Origin of the sequence: Streptomyces sp. NPDC096176 (assembly GCF_044763255.1) — a bacterium.
Taxonomy (GTDB): domain Bacteria; phylum Actinomycetota; class Actinomycetes; order Streptomycetales; family Streptomycetaceae; genus Streptomyces.
On sequence record NZ_JBIWFV010000008.1, the window covers coordinates 233,962 to 259,464 of the forward strand.

Annotated in this window: 20 protein-coding genes, 1 tRNA gene and 3 pseudogenes; 16 read left to right on the top strand and 8 right to left on the bottom strand. The window is 69.9% G+C overall.

Annotated features, from left to right (window positions below; translation table 11 throughout):
* Positions 1–90: 90 nt before the first annotated feature.
* The 4 genes from ACIQ7Q_RS23420 to ACIQ7Q_RS23435 all read right to left on the bottom strand — a co-directional run bounded on the left by ACIQ7Q_RS23420 (position 91) and on the right by ACIQ7Q_RS23435 (position 6,711).
* Positions 91–1,479 (bottom strand): OFA family MFS transporter, encoded by a 1,389-nt coding sequence (locus ACIQ7Q_RS23420; protein WP_403865374.1) that lies wholly within the window; start codon positions 1,477–1,479, stop codon positions 91–93.
* Positions 1,480–1,633: 154 nt separating this feature from the next.
* Positions 1,634–3,772 carry an acetate--CoA ligase family protein gene (locus ACIQ7Q_RS23425; RefSeq protein WP_403865377.1) on the bottom strand — a complete coding sequence of 713 codons (2,139 nt, stop codon included), beginning with the start codon at positions 3,770–3,772 and terminating at the stop codon, positions 1,634–1,636.
* Entirely contained in the window at positions 3,772–5,013 is a 1,242-nt protein-coding gene (frc, locus tag ACIQ7Q_RS23430; RefSeq protein ID WP_403865380.1) for a formyl-CoA transferase, read from the bottom strand. The genes ACIQ7Q_RS23425 and frc overlap by 1 nt, the downstream gene beginning before the upstream one ends.
* Positions 5,014–5,025: 12 nt before the next feature.
* Positions 5,026–6,711 carry a thiamine pyrophosphate-binding protein gene (locus ACIQ7Q_RS23435; protein WP_403865822.1) on the bottom strand — a complete coding sequence of 562 codons (1,686 nt, stop codon included), beginning with the start codon at positions 6,709–6,711 and terminating at the stop codon, positions 5,026–5,028.
* A gap of 197 nt (positions 6,712–6,908) precedes the next feature.
* Between ACIQ7Q_RS23435 and sucC the strand changes: the two genes are divergently transcribed.
* The 5 genes from sucC to ACIQ7Q_RS23460 all read left to right on the top strand — a co-directional run bounded on the left by sucC (position 6,909) and on the right by ACIQ7Q_RS23460 (position 12,273).
* Complete coding sequence (gene sucC / locus ACIQ7Q_RS23440; RefSeq protein ID WP_403865383.1) at positions 6,909–8,036, top strand: ADP-forming succinate--CoA ligase subunit beta; 1,128 nt, start codon at positions 6,909–6,911, stop codon at positions 8,034–8,036.
* A gap of 15 nt (positions 8,037–8,051) precedes the next feature.
* Complete coding sequence (gene sucD / locus ACIQ7Q_RS23445) at positions 8,052–8,954, top strand: succinate--CoA ligase subunit alpha (RefSeq protein ID WP_403865386.1); 903 nt, start codon at positions 8,052–8,054, stop codon at positions 8,952–8,954.
* A gap of 118 nt (positions 8,955–9,072) precedes the next feature.
* Entirely contained in the window at positions 9,073–10,614 is a 1,542-nt protein-coding gene (locus tag ACIQ7Q_RS23450; RefSeq protein WP_403865389.1) for an aldehyde dehydrogenase family protein, read from the top strand.
* Positions 10,615–11,002: 388 nt separating this feature from the next.
* Positions 11,003–11,491 (top strand): sortase, encoded by a 489-nt coding sequence (locus ACIQ7Q_RS23455; RefSeq protein ID WP_403865392.1) that lies wholly within the window; start codon positions 11,003–11,005, stop codon positions 11,489–11,491.
* 155 nt (positions 11,492–11,646) lie between these two features.
* Positions 11,647–12,273: a class F sortase gene (locus ACIQ7Q_RS23460; protein ID WP_403865395.1), complete on the top strand. Its 627-nt coding sequence runs from the start codon at positions 11,647–11,649 to the stop codon at positions 12,271–12,273.
* A 49-nt stretch (positions 12,274–12,322) separates the two neighbouring features.
* Here the strand turns inward: ACIQ7Q_RS23460 and ACIQ7Q_RS23465 are convergent, their stop codons facing one another.
* A complete protein-coding gene (locus tag ACIQ7Q_RS23465) occupies positions 12,323–13,639 on the bottom strand; it encodes a DUF2254 domain-containing protein (RefSeq protein ID WP_403865398.1) in 1,317 nt (438 codons plus the stop codon).
* A 168-nt stretch (positions 13,640–13,807) separates the two neighbouring features.
* Between ACIQ7Q_RS23465 and ACIQ7Q_RS23470 the strand changes: the two genes are divergently transcribed.
* The 7 genes and pseudogenes from ACIQ7Q_RS23470 to ACIQ7Q_RS23500 all read left to right on the top strand — a co-directional run bounded on the left by ACIQ7Q_RS23470 (position 13,808) and on the right by ACIQ7Q_RS23500 (position 19,377).
* Positions 13,808–13,892, top strand: a tRNA-Leu gene (locus ACIQ7Q_RS23470).
* A 121-nt stretch (positions 13,893–14,013) separates the two neighbouring features.
* Positions 14,014–14,433 carry a DUF2809 domain-containing protein gene (locus ACIQ7Q_RS23475; RefSeq protein ID WP_403865401.1) on the top strand — a complete coding sequence of 140 codons (420 nt, stop codon included), beginning with the start codon at positions 14,014–14,016 and terminating at the stop codon, positions 14,431–14,433.
* Positions 14,434–14,625: 192 nt separating this feature from the next.
* Complete coding sequence (locus ACIQ7Q_RS23480; protein ID WP_403865403.1) at positions 14,626–15,651, top strand: LacI family DNA-binding transcriptional regulator; 1,026 nt, start codon at positions 14,626–14,628, stop codon at positions 15,649–15,651.
* A pseudogene (locus ACIQ7Q_RS23485) lies at positions 15,603–15,797 on the top strand (ATP-binding cassette domain-containing protein); the annotation flags it as partial. The gene ACIQ7Q_RS23480 and the pseudogene ACIQ7Q_RS23485, both read left to right, overlap by 49 nt.
* Before the next feature lie 110 nt (positions 15,798–15,907).
* Positions 15,908–16,873, top strand: a complete 966-nt coding sequence (locus tag ACIQ7Q_RS23490; RefSeq protein ID WP_403865407.1) for a ribokinase — start codon at positions 15,908–15,910, stop codon at positions 16,871–16,873.
* A complete protein-coding gene (rbsD, locus tag ACIQ7Q_RS23495; protein ID WP_403865411.1) occupies positions 16,870–17,259 on the top strand; it encodes a D-ribose pyranase in 390 nt (129 codons plus the stop codon). Before ACIQ7Q_RS23490 ends, rbsD begins: the two co-directional genes overlap by 4 nt.
* Before the next feature lie 168 nt (positions 17,260–17,427).
* Positions 17,428–19,377: a glycoside hydrolase family 5 protein gene (locus tag ACIQ7Q_RS23500; RefSeq protein WP_403865414.1), complete on the top strand. Its 1,950-nt coding sequence runs from the start codon at positions 17,428–17,430 to the stop codon at positions 19,375–19,377.
* A gap of 23 nt (positions 19,378–19,400) precedes the next feature.
* On the opposite strand, the gene ACIQ7Q_RS23505 is transcribed toward ACIQ7Q_RS23500, so the two are convergent.
* The 3 genes and pseudogenes from ACIQ7Q_RS23505 to ACIQ7Q_RS23515 all read right to left on the bottom strand — a co-directional run.
* On the bottom strand, positions 19,401–19,664 hold the full coding sequence (locus ACIQ7Q_RS23505; protein ID WP_403865417.1) for a GlsB/YeaQ/YmgE family stress response membrane protein: 264 nt from the start codon (positions 19,662–19,664) through the stop codon (positions 19,401–19,403).
* A 499-nt stretch (positions 19,665–20,163) separates the two neighbouring features.
* Positions 20,164–21,834 (bottom strand): sel1 repeat family protein, encoded by a 1,671-nt coding sequence (locus tag ACIQ7Q_RS23510; RefSeq protein ID WP_403865420.1) that lies wholly within the window; start codon positions 21,832–21,834, stop codon positions 20,164–20,166.
* 197 nt (positions 21,835–22,031) lie between these two features.
* Positions 22,032–22,226, bottom strand: a pseudogene (locus tag ACIQ7Q_RS23515) (3-phenylpropionate dioxygenase); the annotation flags it as partial.
* A gap of 281 nt (positions 22,227–22,507) precedes the next feature.
* Here ACIQ7Q_RS23515 and ACIQ7Q_RS23520 point away from each other — a divergent pair.
* The 4 genes and pseudogenes from ACIQ7Q_RS23520 to ACIQ7Q_RS23535 all read left to right on the top strand — a co-directional run bounded on the left by ACIQ7Q_RS23520 (position 22,508) and on the right by ACIQ7Q_RS23535 (position 25,221).
* Positions 22,508–23,023 carry a peroxiredoxin gene (locus tag ACIQ7Q_RS23520; RefSeq protein ID WP_403865423.1) on the top strand — a complete coding sequence of 172 codons (516 nt, stop codon included), beginning with the start codon at positions 22,508–22,510 and terminating at the stop codon, positions 23,021–23,023.
* A gap of 154 nt (positions 23,024–23,177) precedes the next feature.
* Positions 23,178–23,507 (top strand): hypothetical protein, encoded by a 330-nt coding sequence (locus tag ACIQ7Q_RS23525; protein WP_403865426.1) that lies wholly within the window; start codon positions 23,178–23,180, stop codon positions 23,505–23,507.
* A gap of 158 nt (positions 23,508–23,665) precedes the next feature.
* Positions 23,666–23,832, top strand: a pseudogene (locus ACIQ7Q_RS23530) (DUF4031 domain-containing protein); the annotation flags it as partial.
* Between the two features lie 315 nt (positions 23,833–24,147).
* Positions 24,148–25,221: a hypothetical protein gene (locus tag ACIQ7Q_RS23535; protein WP_403865429.1), complete on the top strand. Its 1,074-nt coding sequence runs from the start codon at positions 24,148–24,150 to the stop codon at positions 25,219–25,221.
* The last annotated feature ends 282 nt before the right edge of the window (positions 25,222–25,503 follow it).

Below are 25,503 nucleotides of genomic sequence, written 5' to 3' on the forward strand. Positions count from 1 at the left end.
GTCTCAGCACGCCCCGCACAACGGCCGGGTGGCCGCGGTGACCGGTCTCCCGGCCGCCGCGGCCACCCGTGGCCGTTCACGATCGACGCGTCAGCCCGCGTCCCGGCTGATCGGCTGCGGATTGGCAGTGATCCGTCCCTTCTTCGGCCGGCCCGGCGGATGCAGGAACGTGGCCACGAAGCCGGCGAACAGCGAGATCGAACCGGCCAGGATGAACGCGCCCGCGTAGTCCCAGGCACCCACCACCACGGCCCCCATGCCCGAGCCCAGCAGACCCGACACCAGCTTCGAGCTGTAGACGAGGCCGTAGTTGGAGGCGTTGTTGTTCTCACCGAAGTAGTCCGCGGTCATCGCCGCGAACATCGGGAAGATGGCACCGCCGCCGAAGCCGGAAATACTGGAGAAGAGCAGGAACAGCGGCAGGTTGTTGATGTTGCCCGACCAGAGAATGCCGTACTGGGAAAGCCCCAGCACGATACAGACGAAGATCAGGCACTGCTTGCGTCCGTAGCGGTCCGAGAGCCAGCCGATGACACCGCGGCCCGTGCCGTTCACGATCGCCTTGAGCGACATCGCCGTCGCGACGATGCCTCCCGCGAAGCCCGCCTCGTCACCGAACGGCACCTGGAAGGCGATACCGAAGATGTTCACCCCGGATGTGCAGAGCAGACAGAACCACATCAGCGCCACACGACCCGTCTGCCAGGCCTCCCTCGGCGTGTACTGCTTCACCGCCGGCGGGTTCTTCTCCAGGGCGCGCCGCGTCCGCGGGTCGTCGGGCTTGCGCAGCGGGTCGACGTCGGCGGGCCACCAGTTCTTCGGCGGGTCCTGGAAGAAGTAGCCCGCGACGGCCACGGTGGCGGCCAGGAACAGACCGACGCAGACCAGCACCCAGCGGAAGTTCGTCAGGTCCATGTAGCCGGTGAAGATGAAGACGAACGGCACCGAACCGTAGGCGAAACCGCCGTTGACGAAGCCGGTCTTGCCGCCCTTGCGCTCCGGGTACCACTTGCCGACCATGTTGACGCACGTCGCGTAGACCATGCCCGCGCCCATACCGCTGAACATGCCGAAGCCGAGGTAGGCGACCACCACATGCGGCGCGTACGCCAGTGACAGATAGCCCAGCAGGGTGCCCACGGCGCCGAGCATCATCGCCCACCGGGCAGGCAGTTTCCCGCTCTCACGGAGCTTGCCCGCGGGGAAGGCGACAGCGGCCCGGAAGAACACCCACACACCGAGCATCCAGAAGATGTGTGCGCTGCTCCAACTGTGCGCGGTGTGCAGAGTCTCCTCGGCGGACGCGAACGCGTACTCCGCCGAGCTGATGCCCATCATGCCCACCCACGGCAGGATGACCATCCACTTGCGCCTGCGGCCCATGATGTCGATATCGGTCTCGCCGATCCGGTACATGCGCCCGTTGGCGTCCGTCACCTCCCTGTAGGGGACGGACGTGGGGATGTCGGTTGTCGTCATGGTGATCGAACCCCTCGCGTGGAAGAAGTCTGGCCAGCGCCCCCTGTCCGTTTCTCTTCGCACCGGGGTCCGCGGCGAGCGGCCACCGCAGACCCCGTGGTTCGAGCCGTCGCTCAGGTCATGGACCGCCTCCCCACACCCCGGTGTCGGCGCGTCACAGCAGCCCCGCCGCTCGAGCCCAGGCGTACTTGGCGCCGAGGACCGCGACCGGCTTCTCCGTCGTGTACGGGTACGCCACGACACCGCGTTCGAAGAGGTACTGGCACGCCTCCTCGACTTCCACGTCGCCGGCGAGCGAGGCCACGACCGGCTTCTCGATCCCGCGCGCCCGGAACTCCTCCACCACCCGCGCCGTCAGCTCGGCGAACACCATCGGTGGCGTGACGATCGTGTGCCAGTAGCCCAGCACCAGCGCATGGATCCGCGGGTCCTCCAGGCCGAGTCGGATCGTCGCCTCGTAGGTCGAGGGCGGCTCACCGCCGGTGATGTCGATCGGGTTCCCGGCCGCTCCGAACGGCGGGATGAACGCCTTGAACGCCGTGTCCAGATCCGGCGGGATCTCCATCAGGGACAGGCCGTTGTCGACGATCGCGTCCGACAGCAGCACCCCCGAGCCGCCCGCACCCGTGATGATCACAACGTTGTCGCCCCGGGGAGCCGGCAGCACGGGCAGGGCCCGCGCGTACTCCAGCATCTCGTTCAGCCCCGGCGCACGGATCACCCCCGCCTGCCGCAGCACGTCGTCGTAGACCGCGTCGTCGCCGGCCAGCGCGCCCGTGTGCGAACCGGCCGCCTTCGCGCCCGCCGCCGTACGCCCCGCCTTGAGGACCACCACCGGCTTCCTGGGCACCGTCGCGCGCGCGGCATCGACGAAGGCCCGCCCGTCCTTCAGGTCCTCCAAGTGCATCGCGATGCAGTCGGTGTTGGGGTCCTCGCCGAACCAGGTCAGCAGATCGTCCTCGTCCAGGTCCGACTTGTTGCCGAGCCCGACGATCGCGGACACCCCGGTGCGCGTGGTCCGCGCGAAGCCGAGGATCGCCATGCCGATGCCCCCCGACTGCGAGGTGAGCGCCACTCCGCCCTTGACGTCGTACGGGGTGCAGAAAGTGGCGCACAGGTCCTGCCAGGTGGAGTAGTAGCCGTAGATGTTCGGCCCCAGCAGCCGCACCCCGTACCGCTCGGCGATCGCCACGATCTCCGCCTGCAGTTCGTGCTCGCCGGTCTCGGAGAACCCGGACGGGATCAGCACCGCGTTGGGAATGCCCTTGCGGCCGACCTCCTCCAGCGCGGACGCGACGAATTTCGCGGGGATCGCGAAGACCGCCACATCGGGCTCGCCCGGAACATCCATCACGCTCTTGTACGCCTTACGGCCGAGTATGTCATCGGCCTTGGGGTTCACCGGATGGATCTCGCCCGGAAAGCCACCGTCGATCAGGTTCCGCATGACCGAATTGCCGATCTTCCCGGGCTCGTTGGAGGCCCCGATCACCGTCACCGAGCGCGGCTGCATCAGCCGCCGCATCGAGGCGAGGATCTCCTCCCGTGAGTACTTCCGCCGCTCGGCCGAAGGCTCGTCGTTGAGCAGGATCCGCACATCGGCGGCCATCGCCCCGTCCGCGGAGGCGAACACCGGGTTCAGGTCCACCTCGGCGATCTCGGGGAAATCGGCGGCCAGTCGGGAGACCCGCACCACCACATCGGCGAGTGCGTCACGGTCGGCGGCCGCGCCTCCTCGCACCCCGCGCAGGATCTCCGCGGCCCGGATGCCGTCCAGCATCGACAGCGCCTCGTCCTTCGAGGCGGGCGCGAGACGGAAGGTGACGTCCTTCAGCACCTCGACCAGCACACCGCCGAGACCGAACGCCACCACCTTCCCGAAGGTCGGGTCCGTGACCGTGCCGACCAGCACCTCCGTCCCGGCGGGCACCATCTGCTGCACCTGCACGCCCAGGATGCGGGCGCCGGGCGCGTACGCCTTGGCGTTCGACACGATGGCCGTGAACGCGCCCCGTACCTCCGCGCAGGACGCGAGTCCGACCTGCACACCGCCCGCATCCGTCTTGTGCAGGATGTCCGGCGAGACGATCTTCAGCGCCACCGGGAAGCCGATTCGGTCCGCCAGCGCGACCGCCTCGTCCGCCGTCTCCGCGAGGCCCTCCGCAGGCGTCGCGATGCCGTACGCGCCGGTGACCGCCTTGCCCTCCGGGGCCGTCAGCGCCGTACGGCCCTCGGCGAGCGCGCCCGCCAGGATCGCCCGTACCGCCGCCTGCCGTTCCTCGTGCTCCGTCACTAGATGACTCCGTTCGACTTGAGCAGGCCGAGCTCCTCGTCGCCGAGCCCCAGCTCGCCGACGTACACCTCTTCGTTGTGCTGACCGAGCAGCGGTGAAGTGATCACGTCCACGGGGGAGTCGGACAGCTTCAGCGGGCTGCCGACGGTGGTGAAGCTGCCGCGCTCGGGGTGCTCCACCTCGACGACCATCTCGTTGGCGGCCAGCGAGGGATCCTCGATGATCTCCCTGGTGGAGAGGATCGGGCCGCAGGGGATGTTGCGGGCGTTGAGCTTCTCCAGCACCTCCCACTTGGGAAGCGTCGAGGTCCACTCCTCGATCAGCTGGAACATCTTGCCGAGCTTCGGCAGCCGCGCCTCCGGCGTCGCCCACTCGGGGTCGTCCGCGAGCTCGGGCCGGCCGATCAGCTCCGAGACCGGCTGCCAGCCGACGGGCTGGACGATGACGTACACGTAGTCGTTCGGGCCGCCCGGCGCGCACTTGACCGCCCATCCGGGCTGCCCGCCGCCCGACGCGTTGCCCGAGCGGGGGACTTCGTCGCCGAAGTCCTCGTTGGGGTATTCGGCGAGCGGGCCGCGGGCCAGCCGCTGCTGGTCGCGCAGCTTCACCCGGCAGAGGTTCAGCACGGCGTGCTGCATGGCCACGTTGACCCGCTGGCCGCGCCCCGTGTGCTCCCGCTGGAACAGCGCGGCGAGGATGCCGGCGACGGCGTGGATACCGGTGCCCGAATCGCCGATCTGGGCGCCCGTGGCGAGAGGCGGTCCGTCCTCGAAGCCGGTGGTCGACATGGAGCCGCCCATGGCCTGCGCCACCACTTCGTACGCCTTGAAGTTGGTGTACGGGCCTTCTCCGAATCCCTTGATCGAGGCGTAGACGATCCGGGGGTTGATCTCCTGGATCCGTTCCCAGGTGAAGCCCATCCGGTCCACGGCCCCCGGGCCGAAGTTCTCCACCATCACGTCGCTGCGGCGGATCAGCTCGGTGAGGATCTCCTTGCCGCGCTCCGACTTGGTGTTGAGCGTGATGCTCCGCTTGTTGCAGTTGAGCATCGTGAAGTAGAGGGAGTCGACGTCGGGTACGTCGCGCAGCTGCTTGCGCGTGATGTCGCCGCTCGGGGCCTCCAGTTTCACCACGTCCGCGCCGAGCCAGCCGAGCAGCTGGGTCGCGGAGGGGCCGGACTGGACGTGCGTCATGTCGAGGACGCGAATGCCCTCAAGAGCCTTGGTCATGGTCCTGGTCATGGCCCGTGCTCCTCACTTGTACATGGTCTGGTTCATGGTTCCGGGGGCGTACGCGTCGGGGTCCACCCAGACGTTGATCAGCGACGGCAGCCCGGACTCGCGGGCGCGGCGCAGCGCAGGGCCGATGTCGGCGGGGTCGCGCACCTCCTCGCCGTAACCACCCAGCATCTGGGCAAACTTGTCGTAGTGGACGTCACCGAGGGTGTTGCCGACCCGCTCGCGGTCGAGGCCGTACTTCTGGGCCTGGCCGTAACGGATCTGGTTCATCGATGAGTTGTTGCCGACGATCCCGACGAAGGGCAGGTTGTAGCGGACGAGGGTCTCGAAGTCCCAGCCGGTCAGTGAGAACGCGCCGTCGCCGAAGAGGGCCACGACCTCCTTGTCCGGGCGGGCCTTCTTGGCGGCCAGCACGAACGGGACGCCGACGCCGAGGGTTCCGAGCGGCCCGGGGTCCATCCAGTGGCCGGGGGACTTGGGCTGCACGACCTGGCCGGAGAAGGTGACGATGTCGCCGCCGTCGCCGATGTAGATCGAGTCCTCGGTGAGGAAGTCGTTGATCTCGCTCACCAGGCGGTACGGGTGGATGGGGGAGGTCTCCGAGCGCAGGTGCGGCAGCCGCTTGTCGAGAGCGGTCTGCTCGGCGGCGCGGAGTTCCTCGAGCCAAGCCTTGCGCTTGACGGCACCGCCGTTGAGCCGGCCGGACACGGCCTCCGTCACGGACTTGAGGATCAGTCCGGCATCGCCGACGATCCCGAGGTCGATGTCCCGGTTCTTGCCCACGGTCCGGTAGTCGAGGTCGATCTGCACCACCGTCGCGTCGGGCGAGAGCCGCTTGCCGTAACCCATGCGGAAGTCGAAGGGGGTGCCGACGATGACGATGACGTCCGCGTTGGAGAACGCGTAGCGCCTCGACAGCTGGAAGTGGTGCGGGTCCCCGGGCGGCAGCGTGCCGCGTCCCGCGCCGTTCATGTACGCGGGCACGTTCAGAGTGCGCACCAGCTCGACGGCGGCGTCGGTGCCGCGTGTCGTCCACACCTGGCTGCCGAGCAGGATCGCCGGCTTCTCTGCGTGCACCAGCAGGTCGGCGAGCTTCTCCACGGCCTCGGGGTCGCCCGCGCTGCGTGTGGAGGCGCGGTAGTGGCCGGCCTGGGGCACGCGTGCTTTGTCCACCGGCGCCTTGGCGTCGAGCACATCGCGCGGGATCTCCAGGAAGGAGGGCCCCGGCGCGCCGTGGTAACACTCGCGGAACGCCATGGAGACCATGTCGGCCGCGCGTGCCGTGTCCGGCACGGTCGCGGCGAACTTGGTGATCGGCGTCATCATGTCCACGTGCGGCAGGTCCTGCAGGGAGCCCATCTTGTGCTGGGTGTGGGCCCCTTGACCACCTATCAGCAGCATCGGCGACTCGGCGCGGAAGGCGTTGGCGACGCCGGTCACGGCATCGGTGGTGCCCGGCCCGGCGGTGACGACGGCGCAGCCCGGCTTGCCGGTGATGCGCGCGTAGCCGTCGGCCGCGTGGGCGGCGACCTGCTCGTGGCGTACGTCGACGACTTCGATGCCTTCGTCCACGCAGCCGTCGTAGATGTCGATGATGTGGCCGCCGCACAGGGTGTAGATGACCTCCACGCCTTCTGCTTTGAGCGCCTTGGCGACCAGGTGTCCACCCGAGATGAGTTGCTGGCTGTTGTCGTCGGGCATGGCGAAGTCCTGTCCCTTCGTAGGGGAGTCGGTGTGCTGGCCGGGGAGGCGCCGGTGCGCCTCCCCGGTGTGCTTCGGCGTATATTGCATACAGTCGACGAATACTGTATGAAGCTTGTTATCCCGCATCCGGTGGGTGGTGTCCAGGGGGCGTGCGGCACTTTCATTCGTTTCGGACGAAGCACTGGGAGCCCGGCATGGATCTGTACGAGCACCAAGCGAGGCAACTCTTCGGGGAGTACGGCATCCCCGTTCCGGAAGCAGAGACCGCGGACACGGCCCGACAGGCCCGCGAGGCCGCCGAGCGGCTCGGCGGCAGCGTCGTCGTCAAGGCCCAGGTGAAGACCGGAGGGCGGGGCAAGGCGGGCGGCGTCAAGCTCGCCGCCGACGCCGCGGCCGCAGAGGTGACGGCCCGACAGATCCTCGGCATGGACATCAAGGGCCACACCGTGCGCAAGGTGATGCTCGCCCGGCCCGTCGACATCGAGGCCGAGTTCTACGTCTCCTACGTCCTCGACCGCGCCGCCGGCACCTTCCTCGCCATCGCGTCCGCCCAAGGAGGCATGGACATCGAGAAGGTCGCCGCCACCCGCCCCGAAGCCGTCGCGCGCATCCCCATAGCACCCGCGGAGGGCCTCACGCCCGCCAAGGCCGCCGAGATAGCGGCGGCAGCAGGACTGCCCCCGGACGTGGCACCCGTCCTGCAGTCCCTGTGGCAGGTCCTTGTCCGCGAGGACGCCCTCCTCGTCGAGGTGAACCCGCTCGTGCGCACCGCGTCCGGAGACATCGTCGCCCTGGACGGCAAGGTCACCCTCGACGACAACGCACGCTTCCGCCAGTCCCGTTGGGGCGGCGACGAAACCGGCATGCACGACGACCCGCTGGAGGCGTTGGCCGCCGCCAAGGGCCTCAACTACGTCAAACTCGACGGCACGGTCGGCGTCATCGGCAACGGCGCCGGCCTCGTCATGTCCACGCTCGACGTCGTGGCCGGCTGCGGAGCCCGCCCCGCCAACTTCCTCGACATCGGCGGCGGAGCGTCGGCTCAGGTCATGGCCGACGGACTGTCGGTCATCCTCTCCGACCGCGACGTGAACAGCGTGCTCGTGAACGTCTTCGGCGGGATCACCGCCTGCGACGCGGTCGCAGAAGGAATCGTCCAGGCACTCGACTCGGTGCGCCTGACCAAACCCCTCGTCGTCCGCCTCGACGGCAACAACGCCGCCCGCGGCCGCGCCATCCTCGACGACCGTGCCCACCCGCTCGTCCGCCAGGCCACGACCATGGACGGCGCCGCCCGCCAGGCCGCCGACCTCGCCATCTGAAAGGACCGGGAAACCATGGCCATCTTCCTCACCAAGGAGAGCAAGGTCCTCGTCCAAGGCATGACCGGCGCCGAGGGCATGAAGCACACACGCCGGATGCTGGCGTCCGGGACCGACGTCGTCGCCGGGGTGAACCCGCGCAAGGCCGGCCGGCTCGTCGACTTCGACGAGCGGGCAGTCCCCGTCTTCGGCACCGTCGGCGACGCCATGGCGGCCACCGGCGCGGACGTCACCGTGGTCTTCGTGCCGCCGCCGTTCGCCAAGGCCGCCGTCATGGAGGCCGCCGACGCGGGCATCGGGCTCGCCGTCGTCATCACCGAGGGCATCCCCGTCCACGACGCCGTCGCCTTCCAGGCCTACGCGGCCGAGCGCGGCACCCGGATCATCGGCCCCAACTGCCCCGGACTCATCAGCCCCGGCCAGTCCAACGCGGGCATCATCCCCGCGGACATCGCCGCCAAGCCCGGTCGCATCGGACTCGTCTCCAAGTCCGGCACCCTCACCTACCAGCTCATGTACGAACTCCGCGAGATCGGCTTCTCATCGGCGGTCGGCATCGGTGGAGACCCCGTCGTCGGCACTACCCACATCGACTGCCTCGCCGCCTTCGAGCAGGACCCCGACACCGAACTCATCGTGCTCATCGGCGAGATCGGCGGCGACGCGGAGGAGCGCGCCGCCGCGTACATCGCCGAGCACGTCACCAAGCCCGTCGTCGGCTACATCGCCGGTTTCACCGCCCCCGAGGGGAAGACCATGGGCCACGCCGGCGCCATCGTCTCCGGCTCCAGCGGCACGGCCAAGGCAAAGCAGCAGGCACTCGAAGCCGCGGGCGTACGGGTCGGCTCGACGCCCACGGAGGCCTCACGGCTGGTGCTGGAACTCCTCGCGGAGCTCACACCCAAGACCCCGGCCTGATTCGGCGGGCACGCCCGCCCACCTGCCAACAGAGCGACTTCCGGGCGGCCGGCGTGTGCGAGCCGGCCGCCCCTGCCACCTCCCGCCCCGTCCGACTCGTCACGAGCGGAGTTCACCCATGGCACCCACCCTCACCCTCAAGCCCGGCACCGCCTGGACCGACGCTTGGCAGCGCTGCCTCACCCTCGCCCCCGAAGCGTTCCGGGACGAGCGCGTCCTCAACCTCTGGGGCGGCGAGTGGCACGCGGACGGCCGCGCCCTGCCCGCCACCAGCCCCGTCGACCTCGGCCCCGTCGCCGGCCCGCCCCGCCTGGACGCGGCCGCCGCGCAGCAGGCCGTCCGCGCCTCGCTCGACCAGCACCGCGCCTGGCGCCACATACCGCTGCCCGAACGCCGCGCCCGTGTCGCCGCCGGACTCGACGCCCTGACCCAACACCGTGAACTGCTCGCCCTCCTCCTCGTCTGGGAGATCGGCAAGCCCTGGCGGCTCGCGCAGGCCGACGTCGACCGGGCGATCGACGGCGTGCGCTGGTACGTCGAGGGCATCGAGCCGATGCTGGAAGGACGTTCACCGCTCGCGGGTCCGGTCTCCAACATCGCCAGCTGGAACTACCCGATGTCCGTCCTCGTCCACGCCATGCTGGTGCAGGCTCTGGCCGGCAACGCGGTCATCGCCAAGGCCCCGACCGACGGCGGCGTCGCGTGCCTCACCCTCGCCTGCGCCCTCGCCGCCCGCGAGGGCGTGCCCCTCACCCTGGTCAGCGGCAGCGGCGGTGAACTCTCGGAAGCCCTCGTCCGCTCACCGGAGATCGGCTGTGTCTCGTTCGTCGGCGGACGCGACACCGGCGCCCGTATCGCCACCGCCGTGGCCGACCTCGGCAAGCGCCACATCCTGGAGCAGGAGGGCCTCAACACCTGGGGCATCTGGAACTACACCGACTGGTCCGCCCTCACCGCCGTCATCCCCAAGCTCTTCGACTACGGCAAGCAGCGCTGCACCGCCTACCCCCGGTTCGTCGTCCAGCGGGAGGCGTTCGCCGACTTCCTCGCCGCCTACCTCCCCGCCGTACGCTCCGTCCGCACCGGCCACCCCCTCGCCGTCGAACACCCCGACGACCCGTTGCCCGCACTCGACTTCGGCCCGCTCATCAACGCGGCGAAGGCGAAGGAGCTCGCCGACCAGGTGGCGGAGGCGATCAACCGCGGTGCCGTCCCCCTGCACCGCGGCTCGCCGGCCGACGGCCACTTCCTCCCCGGCCAGGACACGTCCGCCTACCTCCCGCCCGTCACGCTCCTGGGCCCGCCGCCGTCCTCTCCGCTGCACCACGCGGAGCCCTTCGGCCCGGTCGACACGATCGTCCTCGTCGACACGGAGGCGGAGCTGCTCGCCGCGATGAACGCCTCCAACGGCGCCCTGGTGGCGACCCTGTGCACCGACGACCCGGCGGCATTCCGGCGCCTCGCCCCCCAGATCCGCGCCTTCAAGGCCGGCCACAACAAACCCCGTTCACGCGGCGACCGCGACGAGCTCTTCGGCGGCTTCGGTGCGTCGTGGCGCGGAGCGTTCGTCGGCGGCGAACTGCTGGTACGGGCGGTGACCGAAGGCCCGGCGGGGGAGCGGCTGCCGGGCAACTTCCCCGAGTACCAGCTCAACGCCTGAAGGCCGGCCGGCTGAGCAGTGAGCGGGCTCAGCCGGTTCGCCGAGCCATGACGCGCTCGGCGGTCAGCCGCCGGGCTCCATCTCGCCCGGCCGGCAGGTCCGGGTGAGCTGTTCACTCCGAGCGGTGGACGGGCCCGCCCCGCGACACGTCCGATGCAACAGAGCCCACTAGCCCGTTCGCCATCACGCGGTTGCGGTCGTCGCAGTTCCTCCACCGCGACGACCTGCGACGCGACATCAGTGGGAGGAACGGGCCCTGCCCCTTACCGGGTGACAGAGGTGTCGGCAAGGCGTCCAGCGGTGATCACTAACTGTCGGTTGCCTCGTGCGAGGAGCACAGCCGAGGCGCCCGCAGACAGGCCGGACCCTGCTCCACTGGAGGATTTACATGCGTATGGCACGTGCCGGCATCCCGGCCGCCCTCATCCTTGGCGCCCTTGCTCTGTCCGCCCCGGCCGCCATGGCCGCGGAGGAGGACGACGGGCGCATCAGCATCAGCGAGCGGAGGGCCGCGCCGGGTACCACGGTCACCGTCACCACCAACGCCTGCGGCGACGAGACCTACGGGAAGGGAGAGTCGGAGGCGGGCGGACAGTTCCATCTGATGGAGAGCGACGAGGCGGGCGTGCTGAAGGGCGAGTTCACGATCCCCGACGACGCCGAGTCCGGCAGCGACACCGTCACCCTGAAGTGCCCCCCGAGGACCAAGGTCACGGGCACCTACGAGATCAGCGGCCGTCCCAACGGCGCGGTCGACGCCGGCATCGGCGCCACGGACAAGACCACCCAGCTCGCCCTCGGCGGTGTGCTGGTCACCGGCGCCGTCGCCGGGACTGTGGTCAGGATGCGTCGCCGCCCGAGCGGCCTCCACGCCTGACCGATCGTCATTCTCCCGCGGCCCCCGGCCACCGCACAGGTGCCGGGGGCCGCGGGGATGCCCCGTCCGCCGCAGAGCAAAGGCCCGCCCCGATGGAAAACGGTCACCGGCCGAGGAGCGCTGAAGAACCGCGGTCCCTGGTCCCCTCGTTCAAAATGTGCTCCTGCGCCCTGATCGCGGGAGTCCTGCTGGTGGCCAACGCCGTGCGCGACGATCAGCCGCCGCAGCCCACGCCCGCCCAGGCACGGTCCGTATCCGTCCAGGACGACCGGCCTGCTCGACCCGCTCCTCGGGAAACGCCGAAGCCCACCGGGGTGCCGGGGCTTGTGCCGTCGGACCCCGTCCGGATGATGATCCCGGCCATCGGGGTGAACGCCCCCGTGTCAGGGCTGGAGCTGGACCACACCGGCACGCTGCAGGTACCGCCCGCCGACCAACCCGGCCTGGCCGGCTGGTACCGCGACGGCACGGCCCCCGGCGCGGTCGGAACAGCCATCACCGCCGGGCACGTGTACACCCCCATGGGCCCCGGTGTCTTCTACCGTCTCGGCGCCCTCACCAAGGGCGATACCGTCGAGATCGTGCGGGAGGACCACCGCACCGCCGTCTTCACCGTCGACGCGGTCGAGGTCCACGACAAGAGGGACTTCCCCGACGAGAAGGTCTACGGCGATTCGGACCGGCCCGAACTACGGGTGATCACCTGTGGCGGCGACTACTCCCGCAGCACGGGCTACGAGGGCAACGTCGTCGTCTACGCGACACTGAGCGCGGTGCGGTAGAGGCACCTCGACCGGCATGTGCGGGCCGCCGTCTTCGCCGGCCGGCGGCTCAACCGATGCCCTGGCGGTCGGCCTCCAACGCGAAAGCACGCTCGGTTGCTTCGGGCAGCCACCGTTCCACCGCCTGCACCAACAGCGCCCGGTGGCGGAGCAGGGGCTCGCGCCGCTCGTCCGGCACGAACCGCAGCAGGTCGTCGAAGGAGGCCATGAGCCGCCGGCTCACCTGCGGATCGCCCACCGCACGGCCCCGCAGCTCCGTGAACCCGAGATCGACCAGATCACCCCACCCGGGACCGTCCTGCACCAACCGCACCACGCCGTCGCCGTCCTGGTGCTGTACGGCCCCGAGCGGGAGATGCGCCGCCGCGGCGAGGAAGTGCACGATGCGGTCGATGCACTGCACTGCGGTGGTCGGGTCGTTCACCGCCGGCGAGAGCGCGCGTAGACCGATGTCGGACAGCTGACGCAGTCCGAAGCCCAGGTCCTGATGGAACGTCCGCTCCGTGCCGACCGACAGCGAGGACTGGAGGACGCGCCGCGCGGGCAGCCCCTCCCGCCCGCCGTGCACGGCGACAACCTGCATGCCGGGCACGACGAAGTCCCCGATGCGGGGAATGATGCGCAGTACCACGTCCTTGCGGCGTGCGGTCCGCACGAGCCGGGCCACATGCACGTCCCGCAGCGTCCCCGCCCGTCCGTGATGCGGGACGAACGTCACCTCGGCGGACAGGGGTGCCGGCGCCGGCGCCGAATCCTGCGCCGGCATCCGGTGCAGCACCCGGAACGACTCCTTCGTCACCCGCTCCACGACGGGTCCGACCTTCATCAGCTGCAGAGTTTGCGTCACATAGGCGATGAACAGCAGCAGACTGAGCCCGACCATCAGCAGCGTCAGCGCACCCTGGAACAGCGGCACCGACACCACCTTCCGCGGGTCGGTCTCGCTGTCGTACGACGTGAGAACCAGCAGCGACAGCAGGAACGTCGACAGGAACACCGAGAACGTCAGCTTGCTGATCCGGCTCCGGATGAAGATCCGTACGATCCGGGGGCTGAAGTTGCCCGCCGCCATCTGCACGGCGACGAGCGAGATGCTGAAGACGACACCGATGAAGGTCATCATCGCGGAGCTGACCGTGGTCACGACGACCTTGGCGTCCTCCGCCCATGAGATCAGCGTCCGCACGGTGCCGAAGTCGCGGTCCGCCTGGAGCGACTCCAGGAGAGCAGTGTCGAAGGCGTCGATCAGACCCCACACCACACAGACCAGCACGAGCGCGAGAGTGGGGGCGAACCAGAACGTGTCCCGCAGATGCTCGCGCAGCGGAGAGAGCGGGCGGGGCCGTCGATAGGGGCGTTGACTCACGCAGCCGACGGTAGCCTCACGCGTTGCAACTGCATGGGCACGGGCTGTGGCGACGGCGTCCGCGCGTCGCCGCGCACGCCACTGACCACGCAAAACGTGGGTGAGGGGCACCTCGATCCTTTGGTATTGTTGTCCATGTCGCCGCGGGAGACCGGGGCCGACCACCTGGTCCGGGTGGCGGAATGGCAGACGCGCTAGCTTGAGGTGCTAGTGCCCTTTATCGGGCGTGGGGGTTCAAGTCCCCCCTCGGACACTTGCTGAGACCCCAGTAGATCTGGGGTCTCTCGCGTTTCCCGGGTCACTATGCCGCGACATCGTGTAAATGTGATCGTCTGCCGGTCGCACGTCCTCCTCGCGCGTCCTAGGTTGATCGGATGATCTCTCAAGGGGTGGGCGGGTCCTCAGGGACCCGGTCGGTGGCGGCCGCGGTGGCGGTGGTGACGATCGTGGCGGGCCTCGGGGTCAGGGCGCTGCTGGAGGGGAGCGTCGCGAAGTACGCCGGGGACGCGCTGTACACCGTTCTGATCCTCGCGCTGGTCGTGTTCGTGGCACCCCGGTCGCGGCCCGTCGCGGCCGCCGGGGCGGCGCTGGCGTTCAGTTGGGCGGTCGAGCTGCTGCAACTCACCGGCGTGCCCGCGGAGCTGGCCCGGCACAGCGCCGTCGCCCACCTCGTTCTCGGCTCCACCTTCAACGCGCCCGACCTTGTCTGGTACGCGGTGGGCGCGGTCATGGGGTGGTGGGTCCACGGCTCGCTCGCCCGCCGGTTCGCCACTCCATCCGTAGCCGGCGCGTAAGCGGCCACGGCCCCGGCGTCGCGCCCGCCCCGCGCTCGCCTGAGCGCCCGCGTCACGATCTGATCTCGCCCGCCGTGAGAGTCTTGCGCCGCGTGGAGTGTAAACGTTTCCATCTCCTCGTGTAATCGTTTCCATGCGGCATCGGCCCATGGCACCGCAGGCTCACGGAACCCGCAAGGAGGTGGTCCGGACATGGCCGGCATCAAGGATGTCGCGGCCGCGGCGGGGCTGTCCGTCGCCACGGTCTCCCGCGCACTCAACAACCACCCTTCCGTCAGCCCCGACGCCAAGGCCCGCGTCCTCGCCGCCGTCGAAGCCCTCGGCTACCGGCCCAACGCGGTCGCCCGTTCGCTGCGCACCGACCAGACCCGCACCCTCGGGCTTGTCATCAGCGACGTCCTCAACCCGTACTTCACCGAACTCGCCCGCTTCGTCGAGGAAGAGGCCCGAACTCTCGGCTTCAGCGTCATCATCGGCAACGCCAACGAGCAGCCCGACCTCCAGGACCACCACGTCCGCACCCTGCTCGAGCGTCGTATCGACGGGCTGCTCGTCTCACCGGCCGACGGGCGTTCGCCGCTGATGGCCGACGCCGTGGACGGCGGCACTCCCCTGGTCTTCGTCGATCGCTGGATCCCCGGAGTGGACGTCCCCGTCGTCCGCGCCGACGGCCGGCAGGCGATCCGCGACCTGGTCGCCCACCTGAACGGCCTCGGCCACCGCAGGCTCGCCATCATCGCCGGCCCCGCCGCCACCACCACCGGCCACGAACGCGTCGAGGCCTTCCGCGCGGCGCTGGGCGAGCACGGGCTGCCGCTGCCCGACGACTTCATCGGCCAGGGCGACTTCCAGGCCGACAGTGGACGCCGCGCCACCGAGCGCTTCCTCGAACTGCCAGAACCGCCCGACGTCGTCTTCGCCGCCGACAACCTGATGGCCCTCGGCGCACTCGACGCCATCCGCGCCCGCGGGCTGCGGGTGCCGCAGGACATCGGGCTGGCCGCGTTCGACGACATTCCATGGTTCGTGCACACCGACCCGCCGATCACGGCGATCGCCCAGCCCACGGACCAGTTGGCGCGCGCCGCCGTACGCGCACTCGTCGACCTCATCGAAGGCAGACCCCCGCAGTCCGTCACCCTTCCCGCACGCCTCGTCGTACGCCGGTCCTGCGGCGAGCCGCCCACCCCCACGTCTCAGGAGAGGAGCAACCGGTGAGCAACCCGGACGAGTTGCTGCGCATCGAAGGCATCCGCAAGACCTTCCCCGGCGTGGTCGCTCTCGACCCCGTCGACTTCGACCTGCGCCGCGGCGAAGTGCACGTCCTGCTCGGCGAGAACGGAGCCGGCAAGAGCACCCTACTCGGGAAGATCGCCGTGCAGAACGCGGTGAAGGCCGCCAAGGGCGAGAAGACCGAGAGCACGGTCAAGGTGCCGGTCAAGGTCGTCACCCGCGAGAACGTGGCGGACTTCTCATGACCCTCGACCACGAGAACGGGGTCGGTCCGACCGGTTACGACGACTGTGCGAACGGGGCCGGCCCGATCGGCTACGACCTGCTGGTCGTCGGCTCCGCCAACGCCGACCTGGTCATCGGCGTCGAACGCCGCCCCGCCGCCGGCGAGACAGTCCTCGGCTCCGACCTCGTCGTCCACCCCGGCGGAAAGGGAGCCAACCAGGCGGTCGCCGCAGCCCGCCTCGGCGCCCGTACGGCCCTGCTCGCCAGGGTCGGCGACGACGCCCACGGGCGGCTGCTGCTCGACTCGCAGCGGGCGGCCGGTGTCGACACGGCGGGTGTCCTCGTCGGCGGGGCGCCCACCGGGGTCGCGCTGATCACGGTCGACCCGTCGGGCGACAACAGCATCGTGGTCTCGCCCGGCGCCAACGCCCGGTTGGCACCCGACGACATCCGGGCCGCGGGCGATCTGCTCGCCCGCGCCCGGGTGGTGTCGGTCCAGCTCGAGATCCCCCTCGTCACGGTCGCGGAGGTGGCGCGCACCCTGCCGTCCGGCGCCCGCCTCGTCCTCAACCCGTCCCCGCCCGCGCCGTTGCCCCTGGACGTGCTCGCCGCCTGCGACCCGTTGGTCGTGAACGAGCACGAGGCTCGGTTCATCCTGGGGGAGTCGGCAGGGCCCGGGCCCGAGGAGTGGGCGCAGGCGCTCCTGGGTCTCGGCCCCCGGACGGTGGTCGTCACCCTGGGCGCGGAGGGCGCCCTGGTCGCCGGCGACGGCGTCTGCGAGCGGGTGGCGAGCCCGCGAGTGGAACCGGTCGACACGACGGGCGCCGGTGATGCCTTCACCGCGGCTCTGGCGTGGCGGCTCGGGCAAGGCGAAACCCTCGTGGCCGCAGCAGGGTTCGCCGTCCGGGTGGGTGCGGCCGCGGTCACCCGCGAGGGCGCTCAGGAGTCGTTCCCGAGGGCCGAGGAGGTCGGTGACGCGTGAAGAAGTCCGGAATTCTCAACCGTCATCTCGCCGGAGCCGTAGCGGAGTTGGGCCACGGTGACGGGGTCCTCATCTGCGACGTGGGCATGCCCGTCCCGGACGGCCCGCGTGTGGTGGATCTCGCCTTCCGGGCCGGGATCCCGTCGTTCGCCGACGTGCTCGACGGGCTGCTCGCCGAACTGGTCGTGGAGGGCGCGACGGCCGCGAACGAGGTGTACGCGGCCAACGCAGCCACCGCCCGCCTGCTGGAAGTGCGCCTTCCCGGCCTGGAGTTCGTCCCGCACGACGAACTGAAGGCGCTCACGGCGCGGGCCCGGCTGGTGGTGCGGACGGGCGAGGCCCGACCGTACGAGAACGTTCTGCTGCGCTGCGGCGTCTTCTTCTGACGGACCCGTCTCGGAGGGGTCGGCTCCGTCCACGCCCTTGGTCCGTACCTCTGGTCATCGAGGCCCGGCACCGTCATCATGGCGCAGTCATGTCAAACCGCTGCATTCGTCATGTGACGCCGCCGGGCACGCGGGCTCGAACGGGTTACGGATCGGGGAGCGACGATCATGAATAGGCCACTCGGCAAGTTAGTGCTCGGCGCCGTTGTTTCGGGCCTCCTCGCCGGCGCGACGGCAGCGCTTCCCGCCAGAGCGGACGAGCAGTCACCCGCGTCCAGCGCGCCCGCCGCCGACCCACCCGCCGTACGGCCGGCGGCAGCGGACTGGACGCCCCCGCTCAGCACCCGCGGCCGCTACATCGTCGACGCCGCCCGCAACCGCTTCAAGCTCAAGTCCGGCAACTGGCACGGCGCGAGCGGCACCTGGAACGGGAGCGGCGACCGGGAGGACCCGGCGAATCATCACGCGGGCGAGAAGGCCGACCGCATCCCGCTCGGCCTGGACCGCGCCCCGATGTCCGAGATCGTCGCCGGGTTCCGTGAACTCGGCCTGAACAGCGTCCGCCTGCCCTTCTCCAACGAGATGCTGCACGACCGACGCCCCGTCGCCGACGCCTCGGTCGCGGCCAACCCGGCCCTGCGTGACAGGACACCGCTGGAGATCTACGACGCGACCGTCACCGCGCTCACCGACGCGGGCCTCGCCGTTGTACTCAACAATCACACCAACACCACCCGATGGTGCTGCGCCGTGGACGGCAACGAGCGCTGGAACGCGAGCCAGAGCAACCAGGCGTGGGAGGACGACTGGCTCTTCATGGCGCGCCGCTACAAGAGCAATCCGCGAGTCGTCGGCGCCGACCTCTACAACGAGGTCCGGCGCTCGGTCTGGGACGACCCCAACTGGGGCCTCGGCGACAACCACGACTGGTTCGCCGCCTCTCAGCGCCTCGGCGACCGGATCCTCCAGGAGGCGAACCCGGACCTCCTGATCATCGTCGAGGGCATCAACTGGACCGGCATCCCCGTCGACGGCCTGCCCCACGAGCGCCCCACCCTGGAGCCCGTCCAACGGCTTTCCCACACACTCGTGCGGTCCGGAAAACTGGTCTACTCGGCCCACTTCTACGGTTACACGGGGCCCAGGCACAGCGGTGCGACCGGCGTCGGCGAGACCTCCGACAGCCGTTACCAGGACTTCAGCCGCGCGGAGCTCCGTGACGTGCTGCACCGGCAGGCCTTCTACGTCACCGCCGAGGGAGAGCGGCACTTCACCGGCCCCGTGTGGATCAGCGAATTCGGCGTGGGCGGCCGGGACGAGCGCGGCGAGAAGCCGCGGGCGTGGTTCGAGAACTTCGTCGACGAACTGGTCCGGGCAGACGCCGACTTCGCCTACTGGCCCCTCGTCGGCCGGCACGAGAACAAGAAAGGCAACGGCTGGGCCCTGCTGCACTGGGACTCGGCCGGACACCGGATCGGCGTCTTCGACGGTGACGACTGGCGTGCAGGCGCGTGGAGCCGGCTGATCGCCGCCGAGGGGCGCACCGGCACGGTCCCGATCACCGACCGCTGGTCGATGCTCAGCCCCGACCACGGCGACTTCGTCCAGTCCTTGCGGATGCGGGCAGCGGGGGACTGGGACGCCGGCGCCCGCAAGGCGGTCTGCCCCGACGGCCAGCGCCTCACCGGCCTCGGTCACACCGGCAACCGCGGCCTGTGCACCGACGCGGGCGGGCGGGACCTGTGGGCGGTGAACGGCCGCCACGAGGTGGTGCGCGACGAGCGGCACGTCCGTCCGGGCGGCGACTGGGCCTCGGGCTACACCAAACTTCAGTGCCCCGCCGAGCACTTCCTCATCGGCTACAGCATCCGAGGGGCCGCCGTGTCCAGTGCCCTCTGCGCCTCGGCCGGGGCGACGCGGCTGGGGACGACGGGCCGGACCGTGTGGTTCGACCGCGGCGACAATCGCCCTCCGGCGGCCGGGGGTGGCGACTTCGCCCACGGCCGCTTCAAGGGCCAGTGCGCGGACGACGAGTACGCGGCCGGTGTCGCGTACACCGGCCGCGTCGGCTCGGCCAGGACACCGGACGCGCTGCTGTGCCGACCGCTGTCGCCCTGACGTTCCCCGGAGTCGGGCCGTGGTCAGCGAAGGGCCTTGACCCGGCTCAGTGCGGCAACTCCCGTCGCGGCGAGTGCGATCTGGATGAGCCACTGCATCCAGTCGACACCATCGGTGTCCGCCACCCCGAACGCCGCGGCCAGAGCGGTGCCGACGAACGCGGCGGCGATGCCGACGACGATCGTCCACAGCACCCCGATGTGCTGACGACCGGGAACCACCAGCCGCCCCAGAACGCCGATGGCGAGGCCGATCACGATCGCGCTGATGACGCCGGATATCTCCATGGCGCACACCTCTCGGATTTTCCATCCGGCGGTCCCTGCTCCGCCGAGCCGTCGTACGAGTGCCCTCCTTGGGGGGAGCTACGCCCGCCTCGCGCGACCGGTGTTCGGTGTGATCGGCCGACCCATCCATCGATGCCGTGCCACGGCTCGGCCCCGAACGTCCATCGGCCGGACGCCCTGGAGCGGCGGGTGGGCACCCGACGCTCCTGACGGGCTTCAGGGCCGCCACCCGTCGGACGCCGGTTCGGCGGGCGACCTGCCGATCCGCCCGGATTGCCTCGGACAGCTCCTCGGGCGCGAGCGACCCGCTGTCGTCGTCAGACCGGGTAGCCGATGTCCTTGGCCTCCTGCAGGACGTCCGCGAAGGAGACGCCCGGGCAGCCTGACCACAATAGGCGTGACCGAGAGGGACAGTTGGTACCAGAGCGCGCTGGATGGCCACACGATCTCGCGCGGAGGCGTCCCAGTCGGGCACGCCCGCAGGCTCCAGCCGGCAGCGTCACGCCGTCAGCGCCGACTCCACCTTCGCAAGCTCCTTCTCCGGGTCGACCGTCCGGGTCAGTACGTCCAGGTCGTCCCGGCTGTAGCGGGCGCTCACGTCGTCGTCCCAGCGTGCGGCGGCCGTCCGCAGCGGCTCGATGGCTTCCGCGAGGCGGCCCAGCCGGTGCAGGACGAGTCCGTAGTACCCGGCAGCCTCCGTCCTGTACGCGGAGTCGCCACCTTGTTCCCAGGCCATGTGGAGAAAGGGTTCCGCCTCGGCGTATGCGCCGCGCTGAGCCTTCAGTTTGCCCGCCAGCATGGCGTTCAGCGGGGACCCGTCACCGGCCGCACGCACATACCAGCGCTCGGCCTCCTGGTAGTCCCGGTGGTGCTCGGAGAGCCACCCCATCTGGTTGCACGCGTCGTGGTGGCCGGCCTCGGCGGCCGTCCGGTACCACTGGTCGCGCAGCGTGGGCCTGCGCAGCGCCCCGTACAGCTCCGCAAGGTCGTACGCCGCCTGTGGGTCCCCGGCCAGCGCGGCGGGCTCGATCCAGCGGACCAGGCGGCGGTCGTCCGCGCCGCCCCAGTCGCCGAGGATCCTTCCGTACGCGTACGAGGCATGCACGTCGCCCGCCTCGGCCCGCTCCCGCAGCCCTGGCAGACGGCGCAGGTCTTTGCCGGGGGCGACACCGCCGGCCGCTCGGATCACGGCGATCCGGGCCAGCTGCGCGACGACGTCCTCGTCGTCCTCGCCGACCTCCCGGAACCAGCGTTCCGCCTCCTCGTACCGCCGCTGGCGCTTGCAGAGGAGCCCGAGGTTCCACTGGGCCGCCCCCTGCCCACGAGCGGCCGCGAGGCCGTACCAGTGCTCGGCGTCGCCGAGGTCGCCGCGTTGCTCGTGCAGGACACCCAGTGCGTACGCGGCGCCTTCGTAGCCCTCCTCATGGGCCTGGAGCACCAGGCCGCGGGCCTCGGGCCAGGACGCCTCGCCGCCGGTCTCGGTCAGGAACACGGCGTGGTCCACGCGGGCGGCTCCGCTGAGCGCGGAAGCCCTGCGGTAGTAACCGGCGGCCTCGGTCGTCAGGCCCGGGTAGGTGAGGAAGTGCTGTTCCAGGTCGAACAGCGGGCGCAGCGCCTCGGCGGCGGCGTCGCCGTCCCCGGCGGCCTCGGCGGCATCGAGCCCCGCCGCGACGCGGTCGAAGTCCGCGCGGATCGACTCGAAGAGCTGCGCCCAGCGGAAGACCGCGATGTCGCCCAGCTCGATGTCGCTCATCAGGAACTTCGCCGCCGCGTCGATCCGCCCCTCGGCCGCCAGCAGCTTGCCGAGCTCGATCTTGCAGTCGAGGTGGCGTCCTCCCTCCCAGCCGCGGCGGAACCAATCGGCGGCCTCCGGATCACCGTCCTCGCGGAGCAGTACGCCGAGTCCGTAAGCGCACCCGGCGTGCCGGTCGGCGACGGCGCGGTAGAGCGCCTCCGCCGCCTGCCGATCACCCCGGATCTTCCGGTACCGGGCAAGGGTGTAGTGCGAAAAGGCGTCTCCGGCCGCCACGGCCTCCTCCCAGTACGGGATGCCTTCGTCCACGTGCTTGCGCAGCACGAAGAAGTCGGTGTGGCGGCGGGCGGTCTTGGTGTCGCCGGCGCGGGCGGCGGCGACAAGCGCCTCTCCGTGGGCCTGTATGTCCTGCGTCATGATCGCATCGTGCCAGGTAGCGCCAAGGGCCAGCCATTCGGCGGCCGTTGCCGTCCGGCAAGGCCGGTGCGTCACGGGCCGCCTCTACGCGGCCGGGATGCGTCGAGGCGGTCCGGCCCGGAAACCGCGGATGTGCGGGCCTCGTCGACCGAGCCCGCACCGTCCGTGCCGGAAACGAGGGCCCCGTCGCCCGGTGCTCAGGCGCCCGCCGACGACTGCGCCTCCGCCTGTGCCCGGAACAGGCGGCGAAGCCGCACCACTCCCAGGTCGTGCTGGTACAGGTTCTCCTGCTGATCCGCGTCGGCCGGCATCACCTCCAGCATTACCCGGTCCTGCTCCAGCACGTCCCAGTGGCGCTTCTCGATCAGCGTCTTGGACAGGAACCGCCACGACGCCAGATCGCGCGGCTGCTGCGCAAGCTCGAGCACTCCATCCTCGCGACGGACGACGAACCGGAGGAGTCCTAGGTCCCCGGGTACTCGACGCCCCGCGCACTCGGGACACCGGGCACTCGGGACACCGGGCACCCGAGGCGCCGGCCACCCGGGGCGCCGGCCACCGGCGACACCGGAGGCCACCGCGCCGCGGGCCCCTGCGGAAGGGACTGGCAGACTGCCCGGCGGGTCCGCGACGCGGCGGTCCCGCCCCGCTGCCCCCGAGAGGGAGATTCACCATGGCCAGGACGCCCGACATCGGTACTCCCGCCCCTGACTTCACCGTTCCGGGAACCGTCCGTACCTCCTCGGGGCCCGAGCGGAGCGACTACACGCTCTCCGCCCACCGCGGCAGCCCGCTGGTCCTGGCCTTCTACCCGGGCGACAACACGGCCGTCTGCACCCGCCAGCTGTGCTCCTACACGTCGGAACTCGACCGGTTCAAGGACCTCGGAGCCACCGTCTGGGGCATCAGCCCGCAAGGCCTCGACAGCCACGAGGGCTTCGCCGAGCAGTACGACCTGCGCTTCCCGCTACTGGCCGACACCGACCGCGAGGTGGCCCGCGCGTACAGCATCGCCGTGCCCGGACTCGGCCTGCGGCGTTCGGTGTTCGTGCTGGACGCCGAGGGTGTGGTCCGCTGGAAGCACGTGGCGCTGGCCGGGCTCACCTTCCAGAACGTGGACACGCTCGCCGAGCGGATCGCCGAGGCGACGGCGGGCCGCGCCGACGGAGCGGACCAGCGCGACCAGTAGGGGCCCCGATACGGGTCGCCGGGCCGACGTCAGGGGCCGCGGGGAGCGGCACAGCCCCGTGAAATCCCGCCCTGGCCCCGCGGAGACCTGCCCGGACGACCAGGTGAGCATCCGTACTCATGACGGGCCGCGACGCGGACACGAACCTTGCTCCATGCGGACACTCGTGCTCGACCTCGTTGTTGCGGCGGTGACGACCGTGCTGGAGGGAGCGGCTCTGTTCTGCTACTGGCTGGGGGAAGGGCTCAAGCAGCGGGCCCGCAACGGCAGCAGACTCCCCGGCGCCGAACGCCGGTTCGTCCTCGTGCTCGCCCTGGGTGCGACGCTCACGGCCGTCGCGGCCGTCGGGCTCTTCCGCGCCGGCCTGGTGGTGACGGGCAGCGTGCAGATCATGCTGTCCGTGGCTCTCGCGCTGCTCCTGGGCCTGGGGGCGGTGACCGAACTGCGCCGCGCCCTGGCACGCAGAGCGCGGCTACGGCGCTGACAGCGGCCGGACCGCGCCGACCGGAGGCCGGCCCAGGCCCGGAGCTCTCCCGGGGCCTGGGCCGCCCCGCCTCTAGGAGAGCCTGTTCTGAGTCGTGATCATGTGGCGGGGTTGAGGCTGCGCAGCCAGGATGACCGCGCCGCGCAGCTGTAGCCCTGCCGCGCGCCTTCGAACGCGACCACTACGACGTCCCTTCCCACCGCTACGCGGACGCCTGGCGGCGGGCGCGGTGGAGGTCGGCGCCGAGGAACTGGTGCGCCGGCTGACGGCCGGGGGGCTGCGCAGACCGAACGGCCGGCCCGCTTGGATCTCCGTCAGCGCGTAGATCTCCGTCAGTGCGGCCGATGTGTGCTGACGGACATGTGTCTGTTTTGCCGGCTCGGATCATGGCTGGAAACTTCGCCGTTCCGAACTGTTTCGTAAATGTAAAAGATGTGTACTTGACAGATTCTGATCGAGGGAAATCGCATGATGGCTGCGGTGCAGCTATGGATTTTTTGCTTCCGGTTCCCGGTTCTCTCCGTTTAAACCTCCTTCAATTCAGGCCATAGTTCCAGGCATTGTTGTGCGCCTTGACTTGGTTGATGTTGGCTATGGCCTGGGTCGAGTGGCTAAGGACCGACGAGAGGACTTGCTGGTTATGACGGCGATCAAGATAAACCCTGCTCGATACAGTCAGTTCGGGTCGGCGGAGGGGAGTGTCTTCTGTCTGATTACGAACCGCGAGCTCGAGAACGAGCTGGAGATCGTCAAGGAAGCCCCGTACGTCGAATACCGGACGATCCTTATCGGCAAGGGCGACGACTTCGAGGCCATGCTCGCTGACGAAACGATTCCTCAGCAGTCGCACTCCTTGGTCATCTCACCGTATCGATTCTTCGAGTCACCCTCGGAAGAAGCCCTCGGTCAGAATCGCAAGCTGATGGGGATGGCCTGCAACTCGACGCCCGCTGATCTCGACATCATCCGCCACTTCATCGGCGTCATCGAGCACACCTCCGCCAAGGAGCAGGGCGAGTTCAGCGACCGCTTCTTCGAGCTCGCCGAGTCCACGGACCACCTGGTCTACGTCGACGAGCGTCACGGCACGCGCGCCGTACTCGACCACCTCGCCGACGGCCTGATCTGGAACCAGCAGGCCGGCCCTCTCGAATGGGGAGAGCAGCAGATCGTTCCCTCCGGGGAGATCAGCGTTCTGCCGATGCAGATCGTCGAATTCGACGAGAAGCTGCACCTTCCACTCGAAGGCAGCATCGCGTTCCGCGGATTCCCCATCCTGCACAGCGGTACACCGTCGTTCATCCGCAAGGACCAGGCCCGCCTCTCCGGCAAACTCGCCGGCCTGGAACACGAAGCGGTGGTCTGCGATGTCGCCAAGGGGACGATCACGTCACTGCGCCCCTTCCGAAAGGAAGGCGCCGCGGTCGCCAAGGTCTTCGAGGCCATGTTCGAGATCGACTCCCGCTACACGTTGGTCTGGGAGATCGGACACGCCCTCAATACCAGCCTGGACATTCTGCCGGGCAACCATGCCATGAACGAGGTGTACGGCGGCGAGCGAGGCTGCCTCCACTGGGGACTGGGTCTCACGCCCTTCACCCAGTACCACCTCGACATCATCTCGCCCGACACCACCGTGTACACCGAAAGCGGTGACGTGGTCCTGGGCGACAAAGGCGGCGCTCCCAGCGTTCGCATGGCCGCAGTTGCCTGACCGGCCATGAGCGAATCGCACGAGCGCGAAATCCATCACGGAAGGAGGTGTCGGCCGTGAAGAAGACCATCAAGGTTCGTAAGAACAGCAACTACCTTGGCACCCTGCTGGGCTGAGTCGGTTTTCGGGCCGGTTTTCTGGGCCCGCCCGCTTGCCTGTCGGATCGAGCAGCAGTTGGGGGGTGTTCGCCATGAAGAAGACCATCAAGGTTCGTAAGAACAGCAACTACCTTGGCACCCTGCTGGGCTGAGTCGGTTTTCGGGCCGGTTTTCTGGGCCCGCC

Excerpts from the sequence above, each read along its gene's own strand:
- ACIQ7Q_RS23420 (WP_403865374.1), bottom strand. The coding sequence starts at position 1,479 with ATGACGACAACCGACATCCCCACGTCCGTCCCCTACAGGGAGGTGACG.
- frc (WP_403865380.1), bottom strand. The coding sequence starts at position 5,013 with ATGACCAGGACCATGACCAAGGCTCTTGAGGGCATTCGCGTCCTCGAC.
- ACIQ7Q_RS23435 (WP_403865822.1), bottom strand. The coding sequence starts at position 6,711 with ATGCCCGACGACAACAGCCAGCAACTCATCTCGGGTGGACACCTGGTC.
- sucC (WP_403865383.1), top strand. The coding sequence starts at position 6,909 with ATGGATCTGTACGAGCACCAAGCGAGGCAACTCTTCGGGGAGTACGGC.
- sucD (WP_403865386.1), top strand. The coding sequence starts at position 8,052 with ATGGCCATCTTCCTCACCAAGGAGAGCAAGGTCCTCGTCCAAGGCATG.
- ACIQ7Q_RS23450 (WP_403865389.1), top strand. The coding sequence starts at position 9,073 with ATGGCACCCACCCTCACCCTCAAGCCCGGCACCGCCTGGACCGACGCT.
- ACIQ7Q_RS23455 (WP_403865392.1), top strand. The coding sequence starts at position 11,003 with ATGCGTATGGCACGTGCCGGCATCCCGGCCGCCCTCATCCTTGGCGCC.
- ACIQ7Q_RS23460 (WP_403865395.1), top strand. The coding sequence starts at position 11,647 with ATGTGCTCCTGCGCCCTGATCGCGGGAGTCCTGCTGGTGGCCAACGCC.
- ACIQ7Q_RS23475 (WP_403865401.1), top strand. The coding sequence starts at position 14,014 with ATGATCTCTCAAGGGGTGGGCGGGTCCTCAGGGACCCGGTCGGTGGCG.
- ACIQ7Q_RS23480 (WP_403865403.1), top strand. The coding sequence starts at position 14,626 with ATGGCCGGCATCAAGGATGTCGCGGCCGCGGCGGGGCTGTCCGTCGCC.
- ACIQ7Q_RS23490 (WP_403865407.1), top strand. The coding sequence starts at position 15,908 with ATGACCCTCGACCACGAGAACGGGGTCGGTCCGACCGGTTACGACGAC.
- ACIQ7Q_RS23500 (WP_403865414.1), top strand. The coding sequence starts at position 17,428 with ATGAATAGGCCACTCGGCAAGTTAGTGCTCGGCGCCGTTGTTTCGGGC.
- ACIQ7Q_RS23505 (WP_403865417.1), bottom strand. The coding sequence starts at position 19,664 with ATGGAGATATCCGGCGTCATCAGCGCGATCGTGATCGGCCTCGCCATC.
- ACIQ7Q_RS23510 (WP_403865420.1), bottom strand. The coding sequence starts at position 21,834 with ATGACGCAGGACATACAGGCCCACGGAGAGGCGCTTGTCGCCGCCGCC.
- ACIQ7Q_RS23520 (WP_403865423.1), top strand. The coding sequence starts at position 22,508 with ATGGCCAGGACGCCCGACATCGGTACTCCCGCCCCTGACTTCACCGTT.
- ACIQ7Q_RS23525 (WP_403865426.1), top strand. The coding sequence starts at position 23,178 with ATGCGGACACTCGTGCTCGACCTCGTTGTTGCGGCGGTGACGACCGTG.
- ACIQ7Q_RS23535 (WP_403865429.1), top strand. The coding sequence starts at position 24,148 with ATGACGGCGATCAAGATAAACCCTGCTCGATACAGTCAGTTCGGGTCG.